21 protein-coding genes, 2 pseudogenes and 1 riboswitch are annotated in these 25,882 nt (G+C 61.0%); of the genes and pseudogenes, 13 read left to right on the top strand and 10 right to left on the bottom strand.

Features of this window, described 5'->3' with window-relative positions; translation table 11 throughout:
* Positions 1–19 precede the first annotated feature (19 nt).
* Positions 20–1,069, bottom strand: coding sequence for a GTP 3',8-cyclase MoaA (gene moaA, locus FKV68_RS10570; protein WP_180937806.1), 1,050 nt, complete (start codon positions 1,067–1,069; stop codon positions 20–22).
* A 387-nt stretch (positions 1,070–1,456) separates the two neighbouring features.
* On the opposite strand from moaA, the gene FKV68_RS10565 reads away from it, so the two are divergent.
* Entirely contained in the window at positions 1,457–1,831 is a 375-nt protein-coding gene (locus FKV68_RS10565; protein WP_180937805.1) for a gamma-butyrobetaine hydroxylase family protein, read from the top strand.
* An 84-nt stretch (positions 1,832–1,915) separates the two neighbouring features.
* On the opposite strand, the gene FKV68_RS10560 is transcribed toward FKV68_RS10565, so the two are convergent.
* Complete coding sequence (locus FKV68_RS10560; protein WP_180937804.1) at positions 1,916–2,395, bottom strand: MarR family winged helix-turn-helix transcriptional regulator; 480 nt, start codon at positions 2,393–2,395, stop codon at positions 1,916–1,918.
* A 47-nt stretch (positions 2,396–2,442) separates the two neighbouring features.
* On the opposite strand from FKV68_RS10560, the gene FKV68_RS10555 reads away from it, so the two are divergent.
* Positions 2,443–3,360: an alpha/beta fold hydrolase gene (locus FKV68_RS10555; RefSeq protein WP_180937803.1), complete on the top strand. Its 918-nt coding sequence runs from the start codon at positions 2,443–2,445 to the stop codon at positions 3,358–3,360.
* 67 nt (positions 3,361–3,427) lie between these two features.
* Positions 3,428–4,036 carry a pyridoxamine 5'-phosphate oxidase family protein gene (locus FKV68_RS10550; RefSeq protein ID WP_180937802.1) on the top strand — a complete coding sequence of 203 codons (609 nt, stop codon included), beginning with the start codon at positions 3,428–3,430 and terminating at the stop codon, positions 4,034–4,036.
* Between the two features lie 45 nt (positions 4,037–4,081).
* Here FKV68_RS10550 and FKV68_RS10545 read toward each other — a convergent pair whose 3' ends face one another.
* From FKV68_RS10545 to FKV68_RS10535, 3 genes and pseudogenes are all read right to left on the bottom strand, one after another.
* On the bottom strand, positions 4,082–5,152 hold the full coding sequence (locus tag FKV68_RS10545; RefSeq protein ID WP_180937801.1) for a GGDEF domain-containing protein: 1,071 nt from the start codon (positions 5,150–5,152) through the stop codon (positions 4,082–4,084).
* Between the two features lie 252 nt (positions 5,153–5,404).
* Positions 5,405–6,897: pseudogene (fumC, locus tag FKV68_RS10540) on the bottom strand (class II fumarate hydratase).
* On the bottom strand, positions 6,860–7,210 hold the full coding sequence (locus tag FKV68_RS10535) for a hypothetical protein (protein WP_180937799.1): 351 nt from the start codon (positions 7,208–7,210) through the stop codon (positions 6,860–6,862). The pseudogene fumC and the gene FKV68_RS10535 overlap by 38 nt, the downstream one beginning before the upstream one ends.
* Positions 7,211–7,304: 94 nt before the next feature.
* Here FKV68_RS10535 and FKV68_RS10530 point away from each other — a divergent pair, with 94 nt between their 5' ends.
* Positions 7,305–9,203, top strand: a complete 1,899-nt coding sequence (locus FKV68_RS10530) for a L,D-transpeptidase family protein (protein WP_180937798.1) — start codon at positions 7,305–7,307, stop codon at positions 9,201–9,203.
* A 131-nt stretch (positions 9,204–9,334) separates the two neighbouring features.
* On the opposite strand, the gene FKV68_RS10525 is transcribed toward FKV68_RS10530, so the two are convergent.
* Positions 9,335–10,018: an HAD family hydrolase gene (locus FKV68_RS10525; RefSeq protein WP_180937797.1), complete on the bottom strand. Its 684-nt coding sequence runs from the start codon at positions 10,016–10,018 to the stop codon at positions 9,335–9,337.
* Between the two features lie 323 nt (positions 10,019–10,341).
* On the opposite strand from FKV68_RS10525, the gene rpiA reads away from it, so the two are divergent.
* From rpiA to FKV68_RS10500, 5 genes are all read left to right on the top strand, one after another.
* The gene (rpiA, locus tag FKV68_RS10520; protein WP_180937796.1) at positions 10,342–11,037 is read left to right on the top strand and encodes a ribose-5-phosphate isomerase RpiA; all 696 of its coding nucleotides are present in this window, start codon (positions 10,342–10,344) and stop codon (positions 11,035–11,037) included.
* 118 nt (positions 11,038–11,155) lie between these two features.
* Entirely contained in the window at positions 11,156–11,701 is a 546-nt protein-coding gene (locus FKV68_RS10515) for a DUF2059 domain-containing protein (protein WP_180937795.1), read from the top strand.
* A 162-nt stretch (positions 11,702–11,863) separates the two neighbouring features.
* Positions 11,864–13,255, top strand: coding sequence for a glutathione-disulfide reductase (gene gor / locus FKV68_RS10510; RefSeq protein ID WP_180937794.1), 1,392 nt, complete (start codon positions 11,864–11,866; stop codon positions 13,253–13,255).
* Between the two features lie 210 nt (positions 13,256–13,465).
* Positions 13,466–14,839, top strand: a complete 1,374-nt coding sequence (locus tag FKV68_RS10505) for a class II 3-deoxy-7-phosphoheptulonate synthase (RefSeq protein ID WP_180937793.1) — start codon at positions 13,466–13,468, stop codon at positions 14,837–14,839.
* Positions 14,840–15,075: 236 nt separating this feature from the next.
* Positions 15,076–15,471, top strand: a complete 396-nt coding sequence (locus FKV68_RS10500; protein ID WP_180937792.1) for a GFA family protein — start codon at positions 15,076–15,078, stop codon at positions 15,469–15,471.
* 10 nt (positions 15,472–15,481) lie between these two features.
* On the opposite strand, the gene FKV68_RS10495 is transcribed toward FKV68_RS10500, so the two are convergent.
* The 3 genes from FKV68_RS10495 to FKV68_RS10485 all read right to left on the bottom strand — a co-directional run bounded on the left by FKV68_RS10495 (position 15,482) and on the right by FKV68_RS10485 (position 19,530).
* Positions 15,482–16,330: a hypothetical protein gene (locus FKV68_RS10495; RefSeq protein WP_246452572.1), complete on the bottom strand. Its 849-nt coding sequence runs from the start codon at positions 16,328–16,330 to the stop codon at positions 15,482–15,484.
* Between the two features lie 542 nt (positions 16,331–16,872).
* On the bottom strand, positions 16,873–17,439 hold the full coding sequence (locus tag FKV68_RS10490; RefSeq protein ID WP_180937790.1) for a DUF1003 domain-containing protein: 567 nt from the start codon (positions 17,437–17,439) through the stop codon (positions 16,873–16,875).
* A gap of 168 nt (positions 17,440–17,607) precedes the next feature.
* A complete protein-coding gene (locus FKV68_RS10485) occupies positions 17,608–19,530 on the bottom strand; it encodes an LTA synthase family protein (protein WP_180937789.1) in 1,923 nt (640 codons plus the stop codon).
* A 269-nt stretch (positions 19,531–19,799) separates the two neighbouring features.
* Between FKV68_RS10485 and FKV68_RS10480 the strand changes: the two genes are divergently transcribed.
* The gene (locus tag FKV68_RS10480; protein ID WP_180937788.1) at positions 19,800–21,482 is read left to right on the top strand and encodes an NAD+ synthase; all 1,683 of its coding nucleotides are present in this window, start codon (positions 19,800–19,802) and stop codon (positions 21,480–21,482) included.
* 2 nt (positions 21,483–21,484) lie between these two features.
* A complete protein-coding gene (locus tag FKV68_RS10475; protein ID WP_180937787.1) occupies positions 21,485–22,309 on the top strand; it encodes a TolB family protein in 825 nt (274 codons plus the stop codon).
* Between the two features lie 31 nt (positions 22,310–22,340).
* Here the strand turns inward: FKV68_RS10475 and FKV68_RS10470 are convergent.
* A pseudogene (locus FKV68_RS10470) lies at positions 22,341–23,361 on the bottom strand (LacI family DNA-binding transcriptional regulator).
* Positions 23,362–23,471: 110 nt separating this feature from the next.
* On the opposite strand from FKV68_RS10470, the gene FKV68_RS10465 reads away from it, so the two are divergent.
* Together FKV68_RS10465 and FKV68_RS10460 are read left to right on the top strand one after the other, a co-directional pair.
* A complete protein-coding gene (locus FKV68_RS10465; protein WP_180937786.1) occupies positions 23,472–24,665 on the top strand; it encodes a phytanoyl-CoA dioxygenase family protein in 1,194 nt (397 codons plus the stop codon).
* 76 nt (positions 24,666–24,741) lie between these two features.
* A complete protein-coding gene (locus FKV68_RS10460; RefSeq protein ID WP_180937785.1) occupies positions 24,742–25,563 on the top strand; it encodes an SDR family oxidoreductase in 822 nt (273 codons plus the stop codon).
* A 72-nt stretch (positions 25,564–25,635) separates the two neighbouring features.
* Positions 25,636–25,847, top strand: a riboswitch (cobalamin riboswitch).
* Positions 25,848–25,882 lie beyond the last annotated feature (35 nt).

Raw genomic sequence — 25,882 nt, 5'->3', positions numbered from 1 at the left:
TTCTCGATGTCGCGAATCGTCAGCCGCCGGTTACGCTCATGTGGCGCGCGACGGCCGGGCGATTGTGCTCACGATCGATGATGAAGTCGTGGCCCTTCGGCTTGCGGGAAATCGCCTCGTCGATGACGCGAGAGAGGTAGGCATCGTCGTCCGTCGAGCGCAGCGCCGCGCGCAGATCAGCCGCATCGTTTTGCCCGAGGCACATATAGAGCGTGCCGGTGCAAGTCAGCCGCACGCGGTTGCAGCTTTCGCAGAAATTGTGGGTCATCGGCGTGATCAGTCCGAGCCGTCCGCCGGTCTCCGCCACCTCGACGTAGCGGGCAGGGCCGCCGGTGCGGTAGGGAATATCCTTGAGCGTGAACTGGCTTTCCAGACGTTCGCGCATTTCGGAAAGCGGCAGGTAGTGGTCGGTCCGGTCCTCGTCCACTTCGCCCATCGGCATCGTCTCGATCAGCGTCAGTTCCATGCCGCGCCCGTGCGCCCAGCGCATCAGCTCGGGAATCTCGGCGTCATTGAAGCCCTTGAGCGCGACCGTGTTGATCTTCACCTTGAGACCGGCGGCCTGAGCAGCATCGATGCCTTCGAGCACCTTCGAAAGTTCGCCCCAGCGGGTGATGTGGCGGAACTTGTCATGATCGCGGGTGTCAAGTGAAACGTTGATGCGGCGCACGCCGCAATCGGCAAGTTCCGCCGCATGTTTCGCGAGTTGCGAACCGTTGGTCGTCAGCGTCAGCTCGTCGAGGCGGCCGGCCTGGATCTCCTTGCCGAGTTCGCGGACGAGGAACATGATGTTCTTGCGCACCAGCGGTTCGCCGCCGGTGAGCCGGAGCTTGCGCACGCCCTTGGCGATGAAGGCGGAACAAAGCCGTTGCAATTCCTCGAGCGTCAGCAGATCCTTCTTCGGCAGGAAGGTCATGTGTTCCGCCATGCAGTAGGTGCAGCGGAAGTCGCAGCGGTCGGTGACCGACACGCGCAGATAGGTGATCGTCCGACCGAAAGGATCGATCATCGGCGTCGTGGACCTGTCGAGCGGCTCTGCGCCGGTTCTGTCTATCGCGGCATTGTTCAAGGCTTTTCTCCCAACGCTTTCAATGTCGTGGGCAAAAACCCTCGCGTCAAGGCGCATACTGTCGCAAATTTCGGTGAGGCAGCGGTCGATGGGCGTTGTTCCAGGTAGAATCCGAAGGGAGACGCGCATTTCCCCTGAATAGGCTCGAAAGATCTGAAAATGTTTCCGCTTTTTCAGCCTACCATTCCTTTTCGGAGGCGAGGATCCGCTCTGGCGGGCGAACGAATTTAATAGGCCCCGGGCATGATCTAGGCTACTGCATGTTTCCTTAAATCGCAGCCGATTTAAGGTGAAAACATGCAACTTCAAAGTGCTACAGCGTCCTTCGCGCGCCTGATAAGACGCGCGGCGCTGTAGTGCTCAGCGAATGAATGCGGAGTGAGTATCATGAGTGAATTCTGGCCGACCGAGTTGCGCGTATCGAAAGACCGTCACCGCCTTACTGTCACTTTCGACGACGGCGCCTCCTACGACCTGTCAGCGGAGCTGTTGCGCGTGCTTTCGCCTTCGGCCGAGGTGCAGGGACACGGGCCGGGTCAACGGGTGACTGTACCCGGCAAGCGCAATGTTCAGATCATTTCGATGCAGCCGACCGGTAACTACGCCGTGCGCATCGGCTTCGATGATTTCCATGACACGGGGATCTTCACCTGGAGCTATCTGCGAGAATTGGGAGAGAGGGGCGCGGAACTCTTCGCTGTCTATGAGCAGGAACTGGCCGAAAAGGGCATGTCGCGCGACAAGTCGGAAAAGCCGCGCTGACCACAGCAAAAAACACGCCTTGATCCGAAGTGCTACAGCATCTCTGCGCGCCGATATGACGCTCAGGCCACGCTAGCGGCGCTCTCAATCGCTGCCTTCCTTCAGCAAGATGGCGATGATCCGCTCCATCGACTGCGCGACCGTCATGCAGTCCTCGATCGGCGAACCTGTCAGAGACTTCTCGATAAGCGCCGTCTGGATCTCCATTGCCTCCTCGGTGAGCGTACAGCCGGCCGGCGTCAGTGAGAGCCGCAGCACGCGTTTGTCACGCTCGTCTCCCCGCCGTTCTATCAGGCCACGCTTCTCGAGCTGCGGCAACAGCATGCTCATGTTGGAGCGTCCGACGAGCAACTTGCGGGCGAGCTCCTGCTGCGTGATGCCGTCGAAGCGGTAGAGATTGATCAGGATATCGAGATGCGGCGGCTTGATGTCGAGATGGGCGAGTTCCCGGGTCAATGTCTGCTGCATCAGTTGGCAGGCGCGGGCGACGGCGATCCAGCTTCGGAACCGCGGATGATCCCAGGGGAAATGGTGTTGTTCTGTTGTCACTTGCTTTTTGTTCATCGCTGTACAATGATGTTCATGATTGAACATTTCAAGAGAGTTTTACTATGGCATCCTTCGGGATCAAGGTCATCCGTCCGGCGCTGAAGGCCGTGTCTGCCGTCTCCGCCGAGGCGGCCGGCAGGCTCGCTTTCAGAATCTTCTGTTGCACGCCGAGCCGCAAGCCGAAAAGCGCCAAGGAAGCAGCCTTGCTGAAAGCGGCGGCGTCAACCATGGAGCGCTCGCGAAAGATGACGCTGTCTTTCGCCGGTGGCTGGTTTGTCGCGCATCATTTCGCCCGGAGCCCGGGTGCCGCAGGCCCGCGTATCCTGCTCGCCCACGGCTGGGGATCGCGCAGCGCCTATCTCGCGACTTTGATCGATGGCCTCCTTGCTGCCGGTGCGGAGGTGGTGGCCATCGACTGGCCGGGGCACGGCGCTTCGCCGGGACGATCGCTGACGATGCCGCAGGCGGTGAGGGCGATCGATGCGGCCTGGCGCCATTTCGATGGATTCGACGTCGCGATCGGCCATTCCTTCGGCGGTGCGAGCCTCGCCTGTGCGGCAGGCGCCGTTGTCTGCGACGTACCGGCGCGCGTGCCCGGCAAACTGGTACTGATCGGCGCTCCGAGCGAAATGACCTGGCTCTTCAAGGGTTTCGGCAAGATGATGGCTCTTGCGCCGGTCGCCCAGTCCGCCTTCGAAGGCATGGTCGAACGCCTTTCCGGCCGCAGGATCGATGGCTTTGACGCAGCCCGCATTCTCGGCATGCTGAGGAAACCAGTACTCGTCATCCACGCAGAGGACGACAAAGAGGTGTCCGCAGCCCACGCCCGCCGCTACGGCGCGGCCGGGCCGAACGTCGAGTTGTATTGGGCGAACGGTTTCGGCCATCGCCGTATCGTTTCCGCCGAACCGGTCATTGACAGGATCAAGGCCTTCCTTGGCGAAGGCAAGAAGGCTGCTCATTTGAGAAGAATCGCCTGATGCTGTCATCAGGACGTCATGCTATCCGTTGAAAGCGCATGCAAGAGCAGGCTGCACGGAGGATGGAATGACAGTCATCAGCACGATCGAGGAACTGAGGGCACTCTATGGCGAGACAAGCGAGGCCTCGATCGTCAAAGTGACGAGCGCGCTGACGGCGGAATATCGGCAGATGATCGAGGCCTCGCCTTTTGCTGCGCTTGCGACCGTCGGGCCCGAGGGGCTCGATTGCTCTCCGCGTGGCGACGATCATTGTGTCGTCCGGGTCGCGGACGACAAGACCGTGCTGATGCCGGACTGGCGTGGCAATAACCGCGTCGATTCGCTTGCCAACATTGTCCGCGATCCGAGGGTGGCGGTGATGTTCCTCGTCCCCGGCTCGAATACGGCGATGCGCATCAACGGCACGGCGGTCGTCAGCGTCGATCCGGCATTGACGAATTCCTTCGAGGTCGACGGCAACCATCCGCGCAGCGTAATCGTGATCACGATCGGAGAGGTCTATTTCCAATGCGCGCGGGCGCTGATCCGTTCGCAACTTTGGAACGCGGATCGCTTCGTCGATCCGGCGTCGCTGCCGACCCCCGGTACGCTGCTTAAAGCCGCAAAGGCGGATTTCGACAACGAGAGTTACGACCGGGAATGGCCCGGGCGCGCCGCCAAGACCATGTGGTAGGCGCCGCCGATTGCTTTTGACGACAAGCGACGCTGGGAGCGATATCTACCGGCGATAGATCAGCCAGTTGCGACCGGAATCCTTGCGCATTCCCTCTTCGAATAGCACCGTGCGGTTGCGGCCAGCATTCTTGGCGGAATAGAGGGCGACGTCGGCCTTGTTGTAGAGATCGACCGGATCGTCCGCCTCGGTCGCCATGCAGACGCCGACGGACAGCGTGATCGGGCCGTAGTTGACACCCGTCTTGGAGTTTTTGAAGGGGGTGCCGGCAAGCACGGTACGGATCCGGTCAGCCGCCTGCAGGCACTCTTCCTGCGTGATGTCATGGAGAATGACGGCGAATTCCTCGCCGCCAGTGCGCGCGACGAATGCGTCCCGGCGCAAGTTGGCGCGGATGACACTGCCGACCGTGGCGAGGATCTTGTCGCCGACCGGATGACCGAACGTGTCGTTGACCTTCTTGAAATGATCGATATCGGCGACAAGCAGACCAGTGAAATTACGCCGATGTTCGCTGTTGTAGACGGCGGCCAGGGCATCATCGAAGGCCCGCCGGTTAGCTAGACGCGTCAGTGAATCGGTATTGGCGATGCGCTTATATTCGTCGAGCTCCTGCCGGATGACTTCCATTTCGAAGGACTTCTGGACGACGGTCTGAACGCGCTCCTTCCCCTGGTTCATGGTGTCGACCGTTGCTTCGGTCAGGATGCCGATTGCGTGGCGCAGAATGTCGGCGCTCGCAGCGCTCTTGCTGGTCATGTTGCTATAGGCTTCATCGAGAACCTTGTTGTAGTTCTCGAGCGCATATTGCTCGTCCTTCAAGAGGTTGACGAGCTCAGTCAGCTTGGCAGCAAGGGTGTTGTGCGCGCGCTCGATGCCGTGCGGATGGTGAATGTGGCTGAAATACTGTGCGCCGATCGCGTCAAGCTCTTCCTGTGTCGCCCGGCTGCCAAGTGCCGCGAGATCCTTGGACAATTGCGTGTTGGAGCCGAGGTAGGCCTCATAATAGAGCTCGTAATTGCGCGGTATTGGCGCCACCCCCATCATCCGCATGGCGTGGGTGATCTGCGCGGCGATATCCGGCGCCGGCGCCTTATTCGAGGTTGCCGTTTGCATATGCAAACCTCCTTTATTTATTCAATTCTAAAGTCTGGTAATTTTTAGGGACAAATGATTTGTGAAGTCTTAACAATTGCTTGAGCGCATCGATACAATTCGACCAATTTCGGGCTGATGCGCCTACAGAACCGCGCGCCTTATCGGACTGGCAAAGGACGCCGCTGCAGCTTGAGTTGCTGCAGGCTCTTATCTTTAAAGCGGCCGAGTGTGCCGCGGCAGCGGTGATCGCGCCGCGGCAATCGAGATTGATCAGGCAGGGCCGATCATCGTTTCCGGGCGGACGATCGCGTCGAACTCCTCGTTCGTCACATAACCGCCGCCGACGGCTTCTTCGCGCAGCGTCGTGCCGTTCTTGTGCGCGGTCTTGGCGATCTTCGCGGCATTGTCGTAGCCGATCTTCGGCGCCAGCGCGGTGACAAGCATCAGCGAGCGGTCGAGTGCCGCCTTGATATTGTCCTCGCGCGCCTCGATGCCGACGACGCAATTGTCGGTAAAGGAGACGGCCGCGTCGGCGAGAAGCTGTACCGACTGAAGGAAATTGTAGGCCATCAGCGGATTGTAGACGTTGAGCTCGAAATGACCCTGGCTGCCGGCGAAGGTGAGGGCCGCGTGGTTGCCGAACACCTGGACGCAGACCTGAGTCAGCGCTTCGCACTGGGTCGGGTTGACCTTGCCCGGCATGATCGACGAGCCGGGCTCGTTTTCCGGCAGCGACAGTTCGCCGAGGCCGGAGCGCGGGCCGGAGCCGAGGAAGCGGATGTCGTTGGCAATCTTGAAAAGCGCGGCGGCCGTGGCGTTGATTGCGCCATGGCTGAAGACCATCGAGTCGTGAGCCGCGAGAGCCTCGAACTTGTTCGGCGCCGAGGTGAAAGCGATGCCGGTAATGCCGGCGATCTCCTCAGCCACCTTTTCGGCAAAACCGATCGGGGCGTTAAGGCCAGTGCCGACGGCGGTGCCGCCCTGGGCGAGTTCGCAGAGGCCGGGCAGCGTCATCTCGATGCGCTTGATCGAGGAAGCAACCTGCGCAGCATAGCCGGAGAACTCCTGACCGAGCGTCAGCGGCGTCGCATCCTGCGTGTGGGTGCGGCCGATCTTGATGATGTGATCGAAAGCCTTCACCTTTTCTTCGAGCGCCTTGTGCAGGTGCTTCAGCGCGGGCAGCAGGTCGTGGATGACGCGCTCGGCGCAGGCAATGTGCATGGCCGTCGGATAGGTGTCGTTCGACGACTGGCTCATATTCACGTGGTCGTTCGGATGAACGGGCTTCTTCGAACCCATGACGCCGCCGAGCAGTTCGATCGCCCGGTTGGAAACGACCTCGTTCGCATTCATGTTCGACTGCGTGCCGGAACCGGTCTGCCAGACGACGAGCGGGAAATGCTCATTGAGCTTGCCGTCGATGACCTCCTGCGCTGCCTTGACGATCGAATCGCCAATCGCCGGGTCGAGGCGGCCGAGCGCCATGTTGGCGCGCGCAGCTGCCTGCTTGACGATGCCGAGGGCCCGAACGATCGCGACAGGCTGCTTTTCCCAGCCGATTTTGAAGTTCCCAAGCGAGCGCTGCGCCTGGGCGCCCCAATAGCGGTCGCTCGCCACCTCGATGGGGCCGAACGTATCTGTTTCCGTGCGGGTCGATGTCATCGTGATACCTGCCTTCGTCTGCGGTTCATGAAGCCGAGGCGAGAAACGTGTCCCAGCCGGTCGTTACGCCCCGGTGCCGGGCACCTCTCTGCCCCGGTCACTCAAGCTTGTAAAGGCCCGCAAAGCTATGGCCGCGTCTACAATCGTTTGAATTGCTGCAGCGCCGCAATCGATCTGCTTTTGCGCCAGCACCGGCCGATCCGGCACCCTCGAAATCGCGGGAGTTGTGACCTTTCCGTCACATTGCGCGTTTTCCTCATGCAGGCCAAACTGTAACCGGGGAAACAACGATGCAGGCGCTACGCGCGCAAAATGAATAGGAATCAATTTTTTATGGCGCTTCAGCAGCCTTCGAACGAGATCTTTTGAGACAGGTTTCAGGCGAGGGAGGCGGGCCGTTTCCTTTTCATTCACCATCCTTTTCTATAAGTCGTGGAGCACGAGGGCGTGGCGAGAATCTGGCAGCGGCCGAATTCGGCGACAACGCAATACGGGGATCTTTGTTCTTATGAAAATTATCAGATCGGCAGCGATTGTAGCGCTCATCGGTGGGTGTGCGATTGCAACCATGGATGTACGGCCGGCATCGGCGCTTACCCTCATGGACTTCATCCGCGGCGGCAAGAAGCGGACATCGCCGGAATACGCCCAACCTGCCCGGCCGCTGCCGGGCGTAGGTATGATCATGCCGCAACAGATAGATCCGAGAACCGCGGCGAAGCCGCCGCGCGTCACTGGTCCGCGGTACTATACCTACAAAGCCGAACCGTTGCGCCGGATCGCCACGGACCACTTGCTCGATCCCATCGTGACCGGTTCGGTTCAAAACGGGGCCTTGCCCCCAATGCTGCGCCCGCCGCTTTCGGACGCACGGCAGTTTCTCCCCCAAATCAACGTCCGCGCCACGGAGGGCGTCGCGAAGGCGGTTGAGAACTATTATGGCTCCCGGACGGACTTCGTGTGGATCAATGGCAGCGGCGTCAGCGCGCGCGCTAAATCGGCGCTTGCGGTGCTCGCACAGGCCGCAAAGGTCGGGCTCGATCCACAGGACTATGCGGTTCAGGTACCGTCCGACACCTTCGATCGAGGCGACATGATTGCCCGCGAAAAGGAGCTGGTGCAGTTCGAACTGGCGATGTCGGTCGCGACGCTGACCTATGTACAGGACACGGTCCGCGGCCGCATCGACCCGAACAAGATCTCGGGCTATCACGATTTCAAGCGCAAGAGTGTCGACCTCTTCGCATTCCTCGACAAGATGGTGGGAAGCGACGATGTTGCGGCACTGATTGAAAGCCAGAACCCCAAGAGTGAACAATTCCAGGCTCTGAAGTTGGAACTGGAGCGCCTGCGCGCGCAAACGGATGCGACCCCCCGTGTGGAAATCGCTCCAGGTACGCTGCTGAAGCCCGGCGAGAGCAATCCGGAACTCGCCAACGTCATCGCCGGTATCAAGCTCAAGGCGTCCGAATCGCTGAAAACCGAACACGCCGTCGTGCTCGCGAGCTACCAGGGAACGCCGGATTACACGCCCGAGTTGGTTTCCGTCGTCGAGGCCTTTCAGAAGGAACATGGCCTGAAGGCCGATGGTGTCGTCGGCCAGGCCTCGATCCGTGTGCTGACGGGTGGCGACACCACCGCCGACAAGATCAACAAGCTTGAAATCGCGATGGAACAGGCGCGCTGGCTCCCGGATGGATTGGGCAACCGCTACGTCTTCATCAACCAGCCCGCTTTCACGGCCTCCTACACGGATCAGGGCGTGGAGCAGTTCTCCATGCGCGTGGTCGTCGGCTCGAAGACGAACCAGACGTATTTCTTCCAAGACGAGATCCAGACGGTCGAGGTCAATCCCTACTGGGGCGTGCCGCAGTCGATCATCGTCAACGAGATGCTGCCGAAGCTCAGAAGCGATCCCGGCTATCTCGACCGCATGGGGTATCAGGTCGAAGTCGGTGGCCGCGTCGTGTCATCGTCGGCCGTCAACTGGTACGGATCGACCTCCTCGGTTGCGGTGCGCCAGCCGCCCAGCAGCGACAACGCGCTCGGCGAACTGAAGATTCTCTTCCCGAACGCCCACGCTATCTACATGCACGACACGCCGTCGAAGAGCTTCTTCAAGCGCGATCAGCGCGCGCTCAGCCACGGATGCGTGCGCCTCGCCGATCCGCGCCGCATGGCTGCCGCGGTTCTCGGCACGAGCATTGACGACGTCGGCAAGGAAATAACGAGCGGCCGCAACAAGGCGTTGCAGGTGCCGCAGAAGGTACCGGTCTACGTTTCCTATTTTACCGCATGGCCGAACAAGACCGGCAGCGTTGAATATTTCAACGATGTCTATGACCGCGACACGTATGTGAACCGCGCACTGGAAGCGACGCGCAACGCTCGCCGCGCCGAAGGATAAGGAAAGGCCCGCTACTGCATGTGTCCTCAAATCGGAGCCGATTTGAGGACAAAAATATGCGGCAATTCAAAGCACTACAGCGACCTTTGCGCGTCTCGAAGAGACGCACGGCGCTGTAGTGCGGCCCTTTCTCATTTGTGCTTTCGCGAAAGAAGCGTTTCGACCAGATTGGGTGTCAGTTCATCGAAATGCTGGATGATGCGATCGGGAGAAAGGCTCTCGATCGGCACGTCGGAATAGCCGAACGGCACGGCAATCGAAGGCACCGAAGCGTTTCGTGCGACAAGGATATCGTTGAGGCTGTCGCCGACCATCACGGCGCGCCCGGCGATGCCGCCGGCATTGGCGACTGTCGAAAGCAGATGTTCCGCATGCGGCTTGCGGACCGAGAAGGTGTCGCCCCCTGAGATGGCTGCGAACCGGCCGAGCAGCCCAAGCCCTTCGAGAAGCCGTGTTGCGAGAGCTTCCGGTTTGTTGGTGCAGACAGCGAGCTTCAGGCCGGCATCCTGCAGGCGATCGAGTGCCGCGACGAGGCCCGGATAGGGCAGCGAATCCCCTGGCATCGAGCCGTGGTAGAAATCCACAAACTCCCTCATCTGCCAGGTAAGATCCTCTTCGCTGAGTGCCTTACCGCGCAGCGCGAAGGTGCGCTCGATCATCGCCCGCGCGCCGTGACCGACGAGATGGGTGAGGTCCGCATAGGTAACGGGCTCGACACCGGCCTGGGTGACTGCGTGATTGAGGCTGGCGACGAGATCCGGAGCGGTGTCGACAAGCGTACCGTCGAGATCGAAGACGACAATGGGAGGAGACACTAGGAACCTCGCGTCGGCGGAAATCTTGGAGCACGTCGCGTTGATGCGCCTTCATGCAACGCTTGTGGCTATGTTTCCATGCATGTCGTCGCACAAAACCGCTGCGCACTCTTGCGCGACATGCACTGGCTGTTCGGGTAGGCGAAGTGGGCGAGGAATGCAATGGCGCGCATCAGCGCAGGCTGCTCACGGGAATCCGGCAAAGCACTCTTATTTTGGCTTTTGTTTGCAGCGACGGGCGTGTAAGTGTCTCAGCGGAAATTGGACAGTGGCTGGCCTGCTTGGCTTGGCCATCTGAGCGATCACGAGGGAGCAAGTGGCGCATGGACGCCCGCCAAATGAAGATCAAGGCCGCAGCCGCGGCACTTGAATATGTCGAAGACGGCATGCGGCTTGGAATCGGCACTGGTTCGACCGCCGAAGAATTCGTCCGGCTGCTCGCCGAAAAGGTTGCGTCGGGTTTTCAGATCGTCGGGGTCCCGACGTCCGAGCGCACGGCCCGGCTTTGCCTGGAGCTCGGCGTGCCTTTGAAGTCGCTCGACGAACTGCCGGAACTGGATCTGACGATCGACGGCGCCGATGAGGTCGATCCGAAACTAAGGCTGATCAAAGGCGGTGGCGGCGCACTGCTGCGTGAGAAAATTGTCGCCAGCGCCTCCAAGCGGATGATTGTCATTGCTGACGAAACCAAGGTTGTCGACGTGCTCGGCGCCTTCAAGCTGCCGATCGAAGTAAACCCGTTCGGCCAGGTTGCGACGCGCCTGGCGATCGAAAAGGTGGCGACCCGGATGGGAATGACGGGTGATATCGTCGTTCGCGCGTCGGGCGACGGCCCCTTCAAGACCGACGGGGGACACCTCATACTCGATGCATCTTTTGGCCGTATTCCTGATGCAGATGCGCTCGCGGCAGAGCTGAATGCTATCCCCGGGGTGGTTGAGCACGGGCTATTCATCGGGATTGCGTCATTGGCGATCATCGCCGGTCCGGAGGGAGCCCGTACCCTGACGGCGTCCTGAGCCGGTTCCCCGCTTCGAAGAAGCGTGCGGACGGCGCAGAAAATAGATTTCCGCACATGTCTGCCTGGCGGCGGCGATCGGCCGGGCGACACGTGCCAACACAGGAGCATGGATAACAATGAAGAAACTCACAGGGCTTGCCCGCACTTTCGCGGCTGCTGCCGTTCTCGTTTCGGTTACGGTTCCGGCAGTGCGCGCCCAGGACGTCACGGAAGATCAGATCAAGGCCGCCCGCGCGACCATCGGTGCGCTTGGCGTGACCAACACTTTTGACAACATTCTGCCGCGCCTCGCCGAGCGATTGAAGAATACGCTGATCCAGTCCTCGCCGAACCACCAGGAGCTGATCACAGCCACGGTCGACGAGAAGGCGCTGGCTCTTGCGGCACGGCGTGCGGATCTCGAGCGCGAGGCTGCAACTATCTATGCCAAGACCTTCTCGGTCGAGGAACTGAACGCGATCACCGAGTTCTACAGTTCGCCCGCCGGCAAGAAGCTGCTGGACAATGGTCCGATCGCTTCCCGCGAGTTGCTGAAGGCGGCCGATATCTGGGCGGCCGGCGTTTCGCGCGACCTGACGAATGACGCCACGAAGTCGCTTGATGCGAAGATCGGCGGCGCGCCCGCAGCCGACGCTGGCACCGCCGCTCCGGCGCAGCAGTAAATCGCCGCAAGGCGGAGACGGTTACGAAGCCCGGAGCGATCCGGGCTTTTCTTTTTTTGCGTCGCAATACTATATCAGTGGCGAAGGGTGAGGCGGGTCCCTGCCTACCATCCTCCAATCCGACATTTTCGACCGATACGATTTTCACTCCAGGAGTTCGCCATGACCGCTTTCGACTATGACCTCTTCGTGATCGGCGGTGGTTCGGGTGGCGTCAGAAGCGGGCGTCTGGCGGCGGCGCTCGGCAAGAAGGTGGCGATTGCGGAGGAGTTTCGTTATGGCGGCACCTGTGTCATCCGCGGCTGCGTGCCGAAGAAGCTCTACGTCTATGCCTCGCAGTATTCTGAGCATTTCGAGGACGCGGCGGGTTTCGGCTGGACGGTTGGCGAAAGCCGCTTCGACTGGGCGAAGCTGGTCGCGGCGAAGGAACAGGAGATCTCCCGTCTTGAGGGCCTCTACCGCAAGGGGCTTGCCAATGCCGACGCAGAAATCCTCGACACCCGCGCCGAGCTCGCCGGGCCCAACACGGTGCGACTGCTGGCAAGCGGCAAGACCGTCACAGCCGAGCGCATCGTGGTTGCGGTCGGCGGGCATCCGAGCCCGCACGAAGCGCTTCCGGGTCACGAGCTCTGCATCAGTTCCAACGAGGCCTTCGACCTCGCCGAACTGCCGAAATCGATCCTCATTGCGGGCGGCGGCTATATTGCGATCGAATTCGCCAACATTTTCCACGGCTTGGGCGTCGAGACGACGGTGATTTATCGTGGCAAGGAAATTCTCTCGCGCTTCGACCAGGACCTCAGACGCGGCCTGCATGCGGCAATGGAAGAAAAGGGTATCCGCATCCTTTGCGAGGACATCATCCAGTCGGTATCGACCGATCCACAAGGCGGACGCGTCGCTCAGACGATGAAGCACGGCGAGCTTGTTGTCGACCAGGTCATGCTCGCCCTGGGGCGCGTGCCGAATACCAAGGGTCTCGGCCTCGAGAGCGCAGGCGTCAAGGTCAACGAGCGCGGCGCGATTATCGTTGACGCCTTCTCGCGCACGAGCGCACCGGGCATTTACGCGCTCGGCGACGTGACTGATCGCGTACAGCTCACGCCGGTGGCGATTCACGAGGCCATGTGCTTCATCGAGACGGAATACAAGAACAACCCGACGTCGCCGGATCACGACCTGATCGCGACGGCAGTCTTCTCGCAGCCGGAGATCGGCACGGTCGGCATGACGGAAGAAGATGCAGCACGCAAATTCGATGAGCTCGAGGTCTACCGCGCCGAGTTCCGCCCGATGAAGGCGACCCTTTCGGGACGGAAGGAAAGGATGATCATGAAGCTTGTGGTCAATGCCGCCGACCGCAAGGTGGTGGGTGCCCATATCCTCGGCCACGATGCCGGCGAAATGGCGCAACTGCTCGGTATTTCGCTGAAGGCGGGATGCACCAAGGACGACTTCGATCGCACCATGGCCGTGCATCCGACCGCGTCAGAAGAATTGGTGACCATGTATCAGCCGTCCTACCGGATCAGAAACGGCGAAAGGGTCGCTTGAGCCTGCTTGCAGGCGGTACGCGACCACCGACGTTTTCTGGTAGAATGGCTTTCCAAGGCCCATGTTAACGTTTATAAGCCCGCATCCGTGAAGTCATCGGCTCGGGGGCGGGCAAGGCGGCTTGGATCATGGAAATCCGAATACCAGGCGGTTAGATGACCGCGGGCGCGACGTGCGCGGGGCTCCCGCGTCAGACAACAGGTGATGGAAATGGCACAGACTTGGACTCCGAACAGCTGGCGGCAAAAACCCATTCAGCAGGTGCCGGATTATCCGGATCTCGCAGCGCTTGAGGCAGTGGAAACACGCCTTGCGAAGTATCCGCCGCTCGTCTTCGCCGGCGAGGCACGGCGTCTGAAGACTGCTCTTGCCAATGTCGCCGAGGGCCGCGGTTTCCTGCTGCAGGGCGGCGACTGCGCGGAAAGCTTCGCCGAGCACGGCGCAGACACCATCCGCGACTTCTTCCGCGCCTTCCTGCAGATGGCCGTCGTCCTGACCTTTGGGGCCCAGCAGCCGGTCGTGAAAGTCGGCCGCATCGCCGGCCAGTTCGCCAAGCCGCGCTCTTCGGGCGTGGAAAAGCAGGGTGACGTGACGCTGCCGAGCTACCGCGGCGACATCATCAACGGGATCGAGTTCACGGAAGAGGCCCGCGTGCCCAATCCGGAGCGGCAGGTCATGGCCTACCGCCAGTCCGCTGCAACGCTGAACCTGCTGCGTGCCTTCGCGATGGGCGGCTATGCCAACCTCGAGAACGTGCATCAGTGGATGCTGGGCTTCGTCAAGGACAGCCCGCAGGCCGAGCGCTACCGCAAGCTCGCCGACCGGATCTCCGAGACCATGGATTTCATGAAGGCGATCGGCATCACTTCGGAAAACCACCCGAGCCTGCGCGAGACCGATTTCTTTACCAGCCACGAGGCGCTGCTGCTCGGCTACGAGCAGGCGCTCACCCGCGTCGACTCGACGTCAGGTGACTGGTATGCGACCTCTGGCCACATGATCTGGATCGGCGACCGCACGCGTCAGCCCGACCATGCGCATGTCGAATATTGCCGTGGCATCAAGAACCCGCTTGGCCTGAAGTGCGGCCCGTCGCTGACGGCGGACGGCCTTCTGGAACTGATCGACCTCCTCAACCCGGCAAACGAAGCTGGCCGCCTGACGCTGATTTGCCGTTTCGGTCACGACAAGGTCGCCGAGCATCTGCCGCGCCTCATCCGCGCGGTCGAACGCGAGGGCAAGAAGGTCGTGTGGTCGTGCGATCCCATGCACGGCAACACAATCACGCTCAACAACTACAAGACCCGGCCCTTCGAACGGATCCTGTCGGAAGTCGAAAGCTTCTTCCAGATTCACCGTGCGGAAGGCACGCACCCGGGCGGCATCCACATCGAGATGACGGGCAACGACGTCACCGAATGCACCGGCGGTGCGCGCGCGCTTTCCGGCGACGATCTCGCCGACCGTTACCACACGCACTGCGATCCGCGCCTGAATGCGGACCAGGCACTCGAACTCGCCTTCCTGCTTGCCGAACGCATGAAGGGCGGCCGCGACGAGAAGAAGATGGTCGTCAACGGCTGATTGGGGATGAGAAACGCCTAGTTCAAAATTTCTGAACGATCAGCGCATCATCTGAATTTGACAGGACCGGGCCGGCCGATAAAGCTGGCCCGGTTTTTTATTCTACAGCGCGGCGCGTCTTTTCAGACGCACAAATGTCGCTGCAGCGCTTTGCATGGCTGTATGTTTTTGTCCTTAAATCGGCTCCGATTTAAGGACAAACGCAGTAGCGCGAACGGAACGACGGGAGGACGGCAATGGAAATTCATGAAGGCGGCTGCCTTTGCGGCGCTGTGCGGTTCAAAACGCGCGGCAAGCTCCGGGAGGTCATCTTCTGCCATTGCTCGCAGTGCCGGAAACAAACGGGCCTCTATTACGCCGCGACGAATGTGAAAAACAACGACATCGATGTCGAAGGCGCGGACAATGTCACCTGGTATCGTTCGAGCCCGGAGGCGCAGCGCGGCTTTTGCCGGTCCTGCGGATCGGCGCTTTTCTGGAAGGCCGACGCACTCGACTACACGTCGATACTTGCGGGCACTTTCGAGGAGCCGACGCGGCTCGAACCCGGCTATCACATCTATTGCGCCGACAAGGGCGACTATTACGACGTCGACGACGAACTGCCGAAGTTTGACCAGGGCCGCGCCTGACGGCGCTTGCCTATTGTCCCGGCGTCTTCGCTGCCCGATCGAAGGCGCCTGCCAGGGCTTCGAACTTCACGGCCTGCCAGAAGGCATATTGCTCGACCAGCCGTTCGCTCAGCCAGAATTGGCCGCGCGTCCCATCATCTGGCCTGCCGATAAAGCCGGACTTCTCCGCGTTTGAAAACAGGCGGCGGACATGGGTGTTCGATATGGCGTAGTGCTCTGCGAGTGCCGCCAGGTTGACGTTGATCCACACTCTTCCGTTCTCCGGAACAAGACTCGACGGGCGCGCCATCAGGTCGTCAAGCAGTATTCCGCCAGACTCCGACCAGACGAAGACGGCGACGCCTTGCGGAGGCTGCGTCCATTTGCTGTCGGCGAGGAGGCGCCGTGCGGCAATCGGCTGGGCGCGTTCGAAAATGGCGATGTCGGCCTCGATGCGCTCGACTCTTGTTCCTCCGTCCAAGAGGTCGAGCGTGCCCATCTGGCTCTTGAACCAGAGTTGCATCGCATGCTGGCTGACCTCCGTCGGTTCAAGGGGGCGCGTCCTCCTGGTTCGGCCGCCGCTGGCGGGCCGGAGCAGTTTGTAGGCGAGCAGTTCTGCAAGAAATGCAGTCGCGGTGTTCCGGCTCGCCCCGCCGGTTTCGCGCATCAGCTTCAGCAAGCGCGCTGCCGTGACGCCTGAGTCGGGGTCGTTGCGGTCGCGCTCGAGGTGGAGCGCATAGGCTGCGTGGCTGAGTATCCACTTCTGGTGGGCCGCCACCATGCGGGCGACGCGCGGAAAGAGATCGTTCAGCGAGATGAGGTTGCGTGCTCCCACCTGCAGGGCAGGCCGGAATTCCGGATTTTGCAGCAAAGCCTCCACCGTGAAACCAGGTGGGCTCTTTTGCTCAACGCTTTCCTTTCCCGCAACCCGCTGCATCTGCGCGCATGCCCCCAATGGCGCTGCAACGGGACACGGCAACTGACGCGTGTTCCGGGCAACACACAGCCTTGCTCTGACAACTCAATAGCATTTCAACCTTGCGCTTAACGTGCAAGTTGATTGTTTGTTTCAGGCGAAGATCCGCGCCACGAGCACCGCAGCGGCGGATATTTGCATTAAGCTGGCGGAGAGCTCGTCATGTTCTCATAGTCCCGCTCTATCGCGGGCCGTTTGCAGGCCATCGTATTAGGTACTCCAGATTGGAGGATGCAGCAGTTTTGAAGGGTAACGGTCGCTGCATCTCTAATACCCTGCATTTTGAGGGTGCGCCTTAAAGGTTAATTTTCTCATACTCCAATAAGTTGAGCAACTTTACCCCTCCGTCCGCGCCTTCATTCGCATTGCATTAGAGACGACGCATTTTGTGCTTCCAGAGCATGGCAAAGCCGGCTGGCCTGACAGGTGCCTGTGGCGCCGCCACGCTATTTTCCCGCCGATTCCTCGCCGCGGCCCGTGACGGGCATGGACTGCGCTAGCTGACGATTGAGGTTGGCAAGCTCGGAGCGCAGTTCGGCAATTTCGCGGAGCAGGACGTCATCCACCTTGTGGTGAAGAGCGATCAGCTCGACCTCGGCTTTGAGATTGACCTCGTAGTCCTTGGAGGCGGCGAAGCGGTCCCGTTCGGCCTGACGGTTCTGCGACATCATGATGACTGGCGCCTGTAACGCCGCCAGCATCGAAAGCACCAGATTGAGGAAGATGTACGGGTAGGGATCGAATGCGCCACGTACGAGGAGGATCGAGTTGATGACGACCCAGGCGACGAGGAAGGCGCAGAAGCCGAGGATGAAGGTCCAGGAGCCGCCGACGCGTGCGATGGCATCGGCGAGCCGGGCACCAAAGGAAAGGCTGGTATCGAATGCCGCCTGCGTGTCCGTCGAAAGAGGCCGTCGCTCTCTCGCATGCGTCAGGATGCGGCGTTCGATTTCGCTCAACTGGCTACTGGGTTTGCCGAGGAGAATTTGGGAAATTTCGTTGAGATGCGGCATGCTGGCCTCCGGAAATAGCTCGGAGGCTATTTAGGACGGTGCCGTAAAACTGTGAAGCGGTGTCCGTCAGCAGCCCCGGTGGTGCGCGAAAGAGCGCATCCACAGTTGTTGCGCGGAGGACGGCGGGACGGCGACGGTCGGGGCGGTTCACGCGCCGACCGTCGGGATTTAGGAACCGGCGGGGAAGAGCTCGGCGTGGGACTTGAAGAAGCGTTCCGTGCTGTACCGCTTGCCGAACATGATGTCGTGCTGAAGGAAGCGGTAGTCGCGTAGCGATGCGGGTACCTTCGGCTGCCGCGACCACTCCGCAACATCCTTGCCGTTCTTGCGCACCACCATATAGCGGTCGACAACGCGGTACTGGTCGTAAACCTTGCCCAGGAAGCCCGTGTAGTAGGGGTGCTCGTAGCCGGCCTGCTTCAGGATCTGATAGGAAAGGAAGGCCGGGCTGATCGTCCCGATGTTTTTCTTCGGGCCGGTCTTGTTCGACCAGACGACGAGCGGCGTTTCGTGCTGCGCCTTCATCTGTTCCTTCGAACCCTTGCGGGACGCGGTCACGTCGTTCATGTAACCCGTGTTGGTGTAGACCGTGTTGAGCGGCGGCAGATGATCGCCGAAGAGCACGATGATCGTTTCGCGGTCGCGTTTCTTCGCCCAGTCCATCAGCATCTTCAGGCTGTCGTCCGCTTCCTTGATGCCCTGGGCATAGGTCGCGAGCACCTGGCGGTCGCCTTCCGGGAGGTTGCCCTCGACCTTGATCGTGTTCTTCGCGTAGCGGTTCGGTTCGTAGGGTCCATGGCCCTGCAGCGTCACCGTGAAGAAGAAGAACGGGTCCTCCATGGCATCCGCCTGGCGGATGATTTCCTTCGTCAGCGATTCGTCCGAGGCGAAGATCCCGCGCTTCTGCATCGCCGGCAAGTTCTCTTCCGAGCGGAACGCGTCGAAGCCGAATGCCTTGTAGACGGCGTTCCGGTTCCAGAACCAGCCCTGGAAGGGATGGATGGCGCGCGCGACGTAACCTTCGCTACGGAAGAAGGTTGCGAGCGAGGGGATCGGATTGCGGATATATTGCTGGTAGGGGATGCTGCCATAGGGCAGGAACGCATTCGAAAAGCCGGTCAGCGCCTCGAATTCGACATTGGCTGTCATGCCGCCGAATTCCGGCGAGAAGACATTGCCCACCTGCATTTGACGCACCGTCGGCATCGGATCGGACGAAAACTTCACGTTCGGCAGGCGAGTCGGATCCCAGAAGGATTCGCTCATGACCACGATCACATCCGGCTTGCCGCGATGCGTCGTTCCGGCAGGCAGCGGCTTCACCGGAATGCGGTCGATTGCATCGGCCATGTAGCCCGCCGGCGCGCTGACACTGGCCATCGGCAAGTTGATCGCGAAGGCAAGCGCAAAACCGTTGTGGCGATAGTTCTCGGTCTGGTCCCACATGATCGGAATCACCCGCAAGCGGTCGCGGATCCACGAAAACTGGTTGTAGTCCATGATGTGCCAGAACGCGACGAGCAGCGGCAGGGCAAAGCCGACGCGAACGAGACGCTCCCTGCGCGTCAGCTTGGGAAAGTTCCGCCAGGCATAGCGCAGGAGCAGGCCGATGGTGGCGATCATGGCGATCAAGCCGACCACGACTGCGACGGCAGTCCACGGGCGATCCTTAACAAGGACAGGCATCAATTCCATGATCTGCCGACCGAAAAGGAAATCGGTCGGATAAAGGGGATCGGAAAGGAAGACCTGCTTCTGCTCGCTGATGAATGCCGGCAGGATGGCGAGCGGCACGACAAGCAGGGCCGCCTTGTGCTCGCGGCCGAAGAGTGCGTCGACTGCAAGCAGAACCAGGAAGAAAACAGCGATCGTCGTCCAGGCCGGACGCATGGGATCGATGAAATAGGCCACCGTCTCGGCAAGGGACTGGCGCACGATAAGTTCGATCGCGAACACAAGCGCGGCAGCAATAAAAAGAGAGAAGAACGCGCTGCGCGTGCCAGCCAGCGCCTTGGCGTTTCTGACGGAGGGCCCAGACCTATCGACAAAGGTCCGGGAGCGTCTCGCGGCGGCGGAATCGATACTGGCCAACGGCGTCTCCAATTTTCATAAATCTGTCGTTCAACTGTCATACGACTGTCATCTTGAACAGGGGATGAATGGCTAAACCAGCTTCGACGGCCGCAAGTTCCACGCGCACGAAAAGATCGCCATCGCGCCGTGTAAAGGCCGGGAAATGCAGAATTTTTCGGAATTTTTGAGTTGATCGCGATTGGCTGTGGGTTTTTTGCCGCGGTATGCGGTAAGAACAGGACGTATGTCAGAAGTAATCGCTGAGAAGAGATCCACAGGCCCCGCTCATGACTGCACAGAAAGCCGCTCCCTCAACGCTACGGATTGCCGTGGCCCAGCTCAATCCGACCGTAGGCGACATCGCCGGCAATCTGGCGAAGGCACGCGAGGCGCGCGCGGACGCAGCGCGCCAAGGCGCCGATTTGCTCCTGTTCACCGAACTCTTCATTTCCGGTTACCCGCCGGAAGACCTCGTTCTGAAACCGGCATTTCTGAAGGCCTGCCTGCAGGCCGTCGAGAGGCTCGCCGCCGATACGGGTGATGAAGGCCCGGGCGTCGTCATCGGCTTTCCCCGTCAGGCCGGAGCGCTCCGCCACAATTCGATTGCGGTCCTGGACGGAGGCAAGATCGTTGCGATCCGCGACAAGGTTGACCTGCCGAACTACGGCGAGTTCGACGAGAAGCGGGTGTTCGACGCCGGCGCCATGCCCGGGCCCGTCAATTTCCGCGGTGTGCGTGTCGGCATACCGATCTGCGAAGACATCTGGGGCGATCTCGGCGTCTGCGAAACACTCAAGGAAAGCGGCGCCGAAATCCTCCTTTCCCCGAACGGGTCACCCTACTACCGCGGCAAGGTCGATGTTCGCCATCAGGTCGTCCTGAAGCAGGTGATCGAGACGGGCCTGCCTATGATCTATGCCAACCAGCTTGGCGGTCAGGACGAACTGGTCTTCGACGGGGCGAGCTTCGCCTTCAACGCGGATAAGTCGCTCGCCTTCCAGATGAGTCAGTTCGAGGAGGCGGTCGCAATCTCCGAATGGAGGCGCGGCGAGGATGGTTGGGTCTCGTCGAATGGGCTCAATTCACGCATACCGGAAAGCGACGAGGCGGATTATCGCGCCTGCATGCTGGGGCTCAGGGACTATGTCAACAAGAACGGCTTCAAGAATGTCGTGCTCGGCCTTTCGGGTGGCATCGACTCCGCGATTTGTACGGCGCTCGCCGTCGATGCGCTTGGCGAGGAGCGGGTGCGCACCGTCATGCTGCCGTACCGATACACCTCGCAAGAATCACTGAAGGACGCCGAGGCCTGCGCCAAGGCGCTCGGATGCCGCTACGATACAGTTGCGATCGAGGAGCCGGTCGAGGGCTTCCTAAGCGCGCTCTCTGACGCGTTTGAGGGCACCGAATCCGGCATTACCGAGGAGAACCTCCAGAGCCGTACGCGCGGGACGATCCTGATGGCGATCTCCAACAAATTCGGCTCGATGGTGGTGACGACCGGCAACAAGTCCGAGATGTCGGTCGGCTACGCCACGCTTTACGGCGACATGAACGGCGGCTTCAACCCGATCAAGGATCTCTACAAGATGCAGGTCTACGCCCTTTCGCGCTGGCGCAACGGCGCCGTGCCGCCGGGCGCGCTGGGACCTTCCGGCGAGGTCATTCCGCAGAACATCATCGACAAGGCGCCGTCCGCTGAACTTCGGCCGAACCAGACCGACCAGGATTCGTTGCCGCCCTATCCGGTGCTCGACGACATTCTGGAATGCCTGGTGGAAAAGGAGATGAGCACGGAGGAAATCGTCGCCCGCGGGCATGACGAACCGACCGTTCATCGTGTCGAACACCTGCTATATATCGCCGAATACAAGCGCCGGCAGTCGGCGCCAGGCGTGAAGATCACCAAGAAGAACTTCGGTCGCGACCGGCGCTACCCGATTACCAATCGCTTCCGCGACAGGGGGTAACAATGCGCAGCTCGGTGGAGATCTTCGACGTCGGCAGCGGCGAGACGCGCATCGTCTGGCAGACGGAACGGCTGGTCGAGGCACCCAACTGGTCGCCGGATGGACGCTATCTGGTCATCAATGGCGACGGCCGGCTTTATCGTCTCGCGCTCGACGGCACCGAACCGATGGAGATCGACACGGGCTTTGCCCGCCAGTGCAACAACGACCACGGCATTTCCCCTGATGGGAAAAAGCTCGTCATCAGTGACAAAACAGAATTCGGCAAATCGGCGATCTACGTCCTGCCGATCGAGGGCGGCGTCCCCCGTCTGATCACGCCGAACCTGCCGTCCTATTGGCACGGCTGGTCTCCGGACGGGCGCACACTCGCCTATTGCGGCATTCGCGATCAGGTCTTCGATGTCTACACGATCGCGGTCGATGGCGGCCGCGAGCGCCGGCTGACGATGGGCGAAGGTCGCAATGACGGACCGGACTGGTCGCCCGACGGACATTGGATCTATTTCAATTCAAGCCGCACCGGCCGCATGCAGATCTGGCGGATTCGACCAGACGGCAGTGGCGTGCAACGCATCACCGACAGCCCTTATGGCGACTGGTTTCCGCATCCTTCGCCCGATGGCCGACACCTGCTGGTGCTCTCCTACGACGGCGACATCTTCGACCATCCGCGCGACCTTGACGTCAGGCTTCGCCTGATGGACCCGGAAGGCGGCAATGCGCTGGTGCTGTTCGAGCTCTTCGGCGGGCAGGGAACGATGAATGTCCCGAATTGGTCGCCGACGGGAGAGGCATTCGCGTTCGTGCGATATCAGCCGGAGTGATTCCGTTGCATGGCGCCGCCTGACTGCGGCCTCAGCCAACCGGCAGATTATAGGGCGTGATCACTTCGACCGCGGAAAGGCGTTGGCTTCCCGAGCCGGGGAGGGTCGCTCTTCTCTCCATGATGGTGCGAAAGGCCGTGCGCGCGTCCATCTTCAAGTCGTGGTGCAGGACGAAATGCACGCGTCCGTCTCTCAGAAGTTCCAGATTATCCTGATCGAGGTCATGGGCGACAAAGAGCGTGCAGGTGCGTTCAAGTTGATGGAACGCAGCAAGCACGGCGCGGTTTCCTCCGCCGATCGAATAGGCGGCGTTGATCTCGGGATGACGCGTTAGCGCACCCAGGGCGAGGGCGCCGGTTTCCTCGTTCTTGCCAAAACGCTCGCTGATCTCGACGATGCCGATCGAAGGATAGCGCTCGCGCAATGTCCGACGGAAACCCATCTCCCGCTCCTCCTCTCCGCGGAAGCGGTTGCTCGATATCGTGACCAATACGGTGGCGGCTTGGTCGGCGAAGCGCTCGCCGATGAGATAGGCGGCGGTCGCGCCGGCCGCGCGGTTGTCGGCCCCGGCATAGGCCGTTCTGGCGGAGTGCGGCAGGTCGGTGACAAGTGTGACCACTGGTATGTCTGCGCCTTCCAGCCGTGCGACGGCGGCGGTCACTTCGGGCATATCCGGTGCCTTGAGGACAACCCCGTCGGTGCCGCGCAGGCGTATTCGGTCGAGCAATTGCGCGATCTCGTGGACTCGCATCGTTTCTGCGAAATGAAACCGGCAGCGGAAGATCGTCGGCATGAAGGTCGTCGCTTCATTTTCGAAAGCGCGCCGCACGGCGTCGGTGAAGCGCTCCGGCGCTTCCATAACCACGTCGATTGCATATTTCCGTCCGTGGATCTCCATGCCGACCTGCTGCTTCTCAAGCTCGCGGATCGCCGCCTTCACGAGCGATGGTCTGCAGACGGACGCCGGCGCGATCATTGAGCACCCGGTCGACCGTGGCGGTGCTCACACCCGCCTGGAACGCGATATCCTTGACCAGAAACGGATGGGCCACGACCATGCCTCGTGATGGTTTTTTGATGGATTCCTGCTCTATATCAGGATCGTGCGGGACGTATAGTCGGTATCGGCGACGAGGCAGGAAGATGCAGCAGGAGGAGACCCATGAAGACCGACAACACGGCGAGGAAACGCGTCGAGCGCGTATGGCTGACGGAGGATTCCTGCAGTATCGAGGCGTTCCGCGCCGAGGTCGAGCGCCGCACCGACCCGGCCGACTATCCGCATGCGACCGATTGCCAGAAGAACATCCTGATCTACGACAGCGCCAGCCTTCTTGCCGATTGCGGGACGGACGACAGCCGGCGCGCCGCGCTGGCGGAGATTTGCGAGGTTCTGGCCGAAGGACCTGGCGTTGCGGTGTTCAAGCGCGCCTTCGCTGATACGAGTGTCATCGACCAGGCAAGCCGCATCTTCGATGAGATCATCGAGGAGCAACACCGCACGAACCGCGGCGGCGGCGACCATTTCGCCAAGCCCGGCGCCAACGACCGCATCTGGAATTCACTGGAGAAGCATTGCCTGCGCTCTCCCGAAAACTTCGCGGCCTACTACGCCAACGCGGTTGTCGCACTCGTCAGCGAAGCCTGGCTCGGGCCACATTACCAGATGACGGCGCAGGTCAATCGCGTCAATCCGGGCGGAGCGGCGCAGTCGGCGCATCGGGACTATCACCTCGGTTTCCAGACATCAGCGGTCATCGAGCAATATCCCGCACATGTGCACAAGCTTTCGCCCGTTCTGACGCTACAGGGCGCCATCGCCCATTGCGACATGCCGCTCGAAAGCGGGCCGACCTTGTTCCTGCCCTACAGCCAGAGCTATGTGCCCGGCTATCTCGCGCTGAAAAGGCCCGAGTTCAAAGCGTACTTCGACGAAAATCATGTTCAGCTTCCGCTGGAGAAGGGCGATGCGGTGTTCTTCAATCCTGCGCTCTTCCATGCGGCGGGAACCAACCGCTCGGTGGACATCAAGCGCGTCGCAAATCTCCTTCAGGTCTCCTCCGCCTTCGGACGCGCGATGGAAACGGTCGACCGCGAACGGATGTGCGGCGTGCTCTATCCGGCCCTGAAGGCCCTTGCAGCGGACGGAACGCTCTCGGCCGGCGAAATTGCCAACGCGATTGCTTCCTGCGCCGAAGGCTATTCGTTCCCGACCAATCTCGATCGCGACCCGCCGCTCGGCGGCTTGGCGCCAAAGACGCAGGCACAGTTGATGCATGAAGCGCTGGCAGCCGGCTGGGAGACCGTGGCCTTCGTGGAGGCACTGGCCGTCCAGGCCGAGAAAAAGAAAAGCTGAGGGACGCCACAGAGCTACGCTCCCCAACACTTCGAGGGCGGCAGCTTAAAAACGCAATCATCCCAGGGAGGATTTCATGAGCACGGATTATGGTCGTCTCGACGGAAAAATTGCCATTGTTACCGGCGGCACACAAGGGCTCGGCGCGACAATCGCCGCTCTCTTCGCCGAACGGGGCGCGACCGGTATCGTCATCTGCGGGCGCAACGCTGCCAAAGGCGAGGCGAAGGCAGCCGAAATCAGTAAGGCGACCGGCACCAAGGTGGTTTACGTGGCGGCCGATCTCGAGCGGGTCGAGGATGCCCGCAAGGTTGTCGATGCTTGCGACAGGGAATTCGGCCGGGTGGACGCATTGGTCAATGCCGCTGCCATCACCGACCGCGGCACGATCCTCGACACGACGCCGGAACTCTTCGACCGCATGTTCGCGATCAACATCCGCGCGCCCTTCTTCCTTATTCAGGAAACGGTGAAGGTGATGCGGCGCGAGAAGATCGAGGGCACGATCGTCAATATCGGCTCGATGTCGGCAAAGGCGGGTCAGCCCTTCATCGCCGCCTATTGCGCGTCGAAAGGCGCCCTGGAGACACTGACCAAGAACACGGCCTACGCGCTTCTGCGCAACCGCATCCGCGTCAACGGTCTTAACATCGGCTGGATGGCATCGGAGGGGGAGGATCGCATCCAGCGCGAATATCATGACGCACCCGCGGACTGGCTGGAGAAGGCGGCAGCGAACCAGCCCTTCGGCCGCCTTGTCGACCCGGCCGAGGTCGCGCGCGCCTGCGCCTATCTCTCCTCGGCGGAATCCGGCCTGATGACCGGTTCGGTGATCTGCTTCGACCAATCGATCTGGGGCGCCTACGACGGTTCCCCGCATCCGGCGGCGCCGCTCTGACGAGAACTCTCCGGCGCGAAGTCTCGGGGTAAGGCGAACCGTTCGGCTCGCTTGCCTTTCGCCAGCGGCTGTGCCCATATGCAGCCGTCAGGTGCCCGCCACGGCGGGAGAATCGGGAATCCGGTGCAAGCCCGGAACGTGCCCAACGCTGTGATGGGGACGGTCGCGCCATACAGGTTCTGATTTTGTCTCAGGACATTGCCACTAGATCCTCAAGCGATTTGGGAAGGCGGCGCGGCTGGATGATCCAGAGTCAGAAGACCGGCCTGGCGAGATAGACCGGCCCCGCGCGGACGGCGGGAGGTTGTGCATTGTTGGG

The sequence above is a fragment of the Sinorhizobium mexicanum genome (assembly GCF_013488225.1).
Taxonomy (GTDB): Bacteria; Pseudomonadota; Alphaproteobacteria; order Rhizobiales; family Rhizobiaceae; genus Sinorhizobium; species Sinorhizobium mexicanum.
The sequence above is the reverse complement of the archived record's forward strand: the minus strand, read 5'-3'. Positions and strand labels throughout refer to the sequence as shown.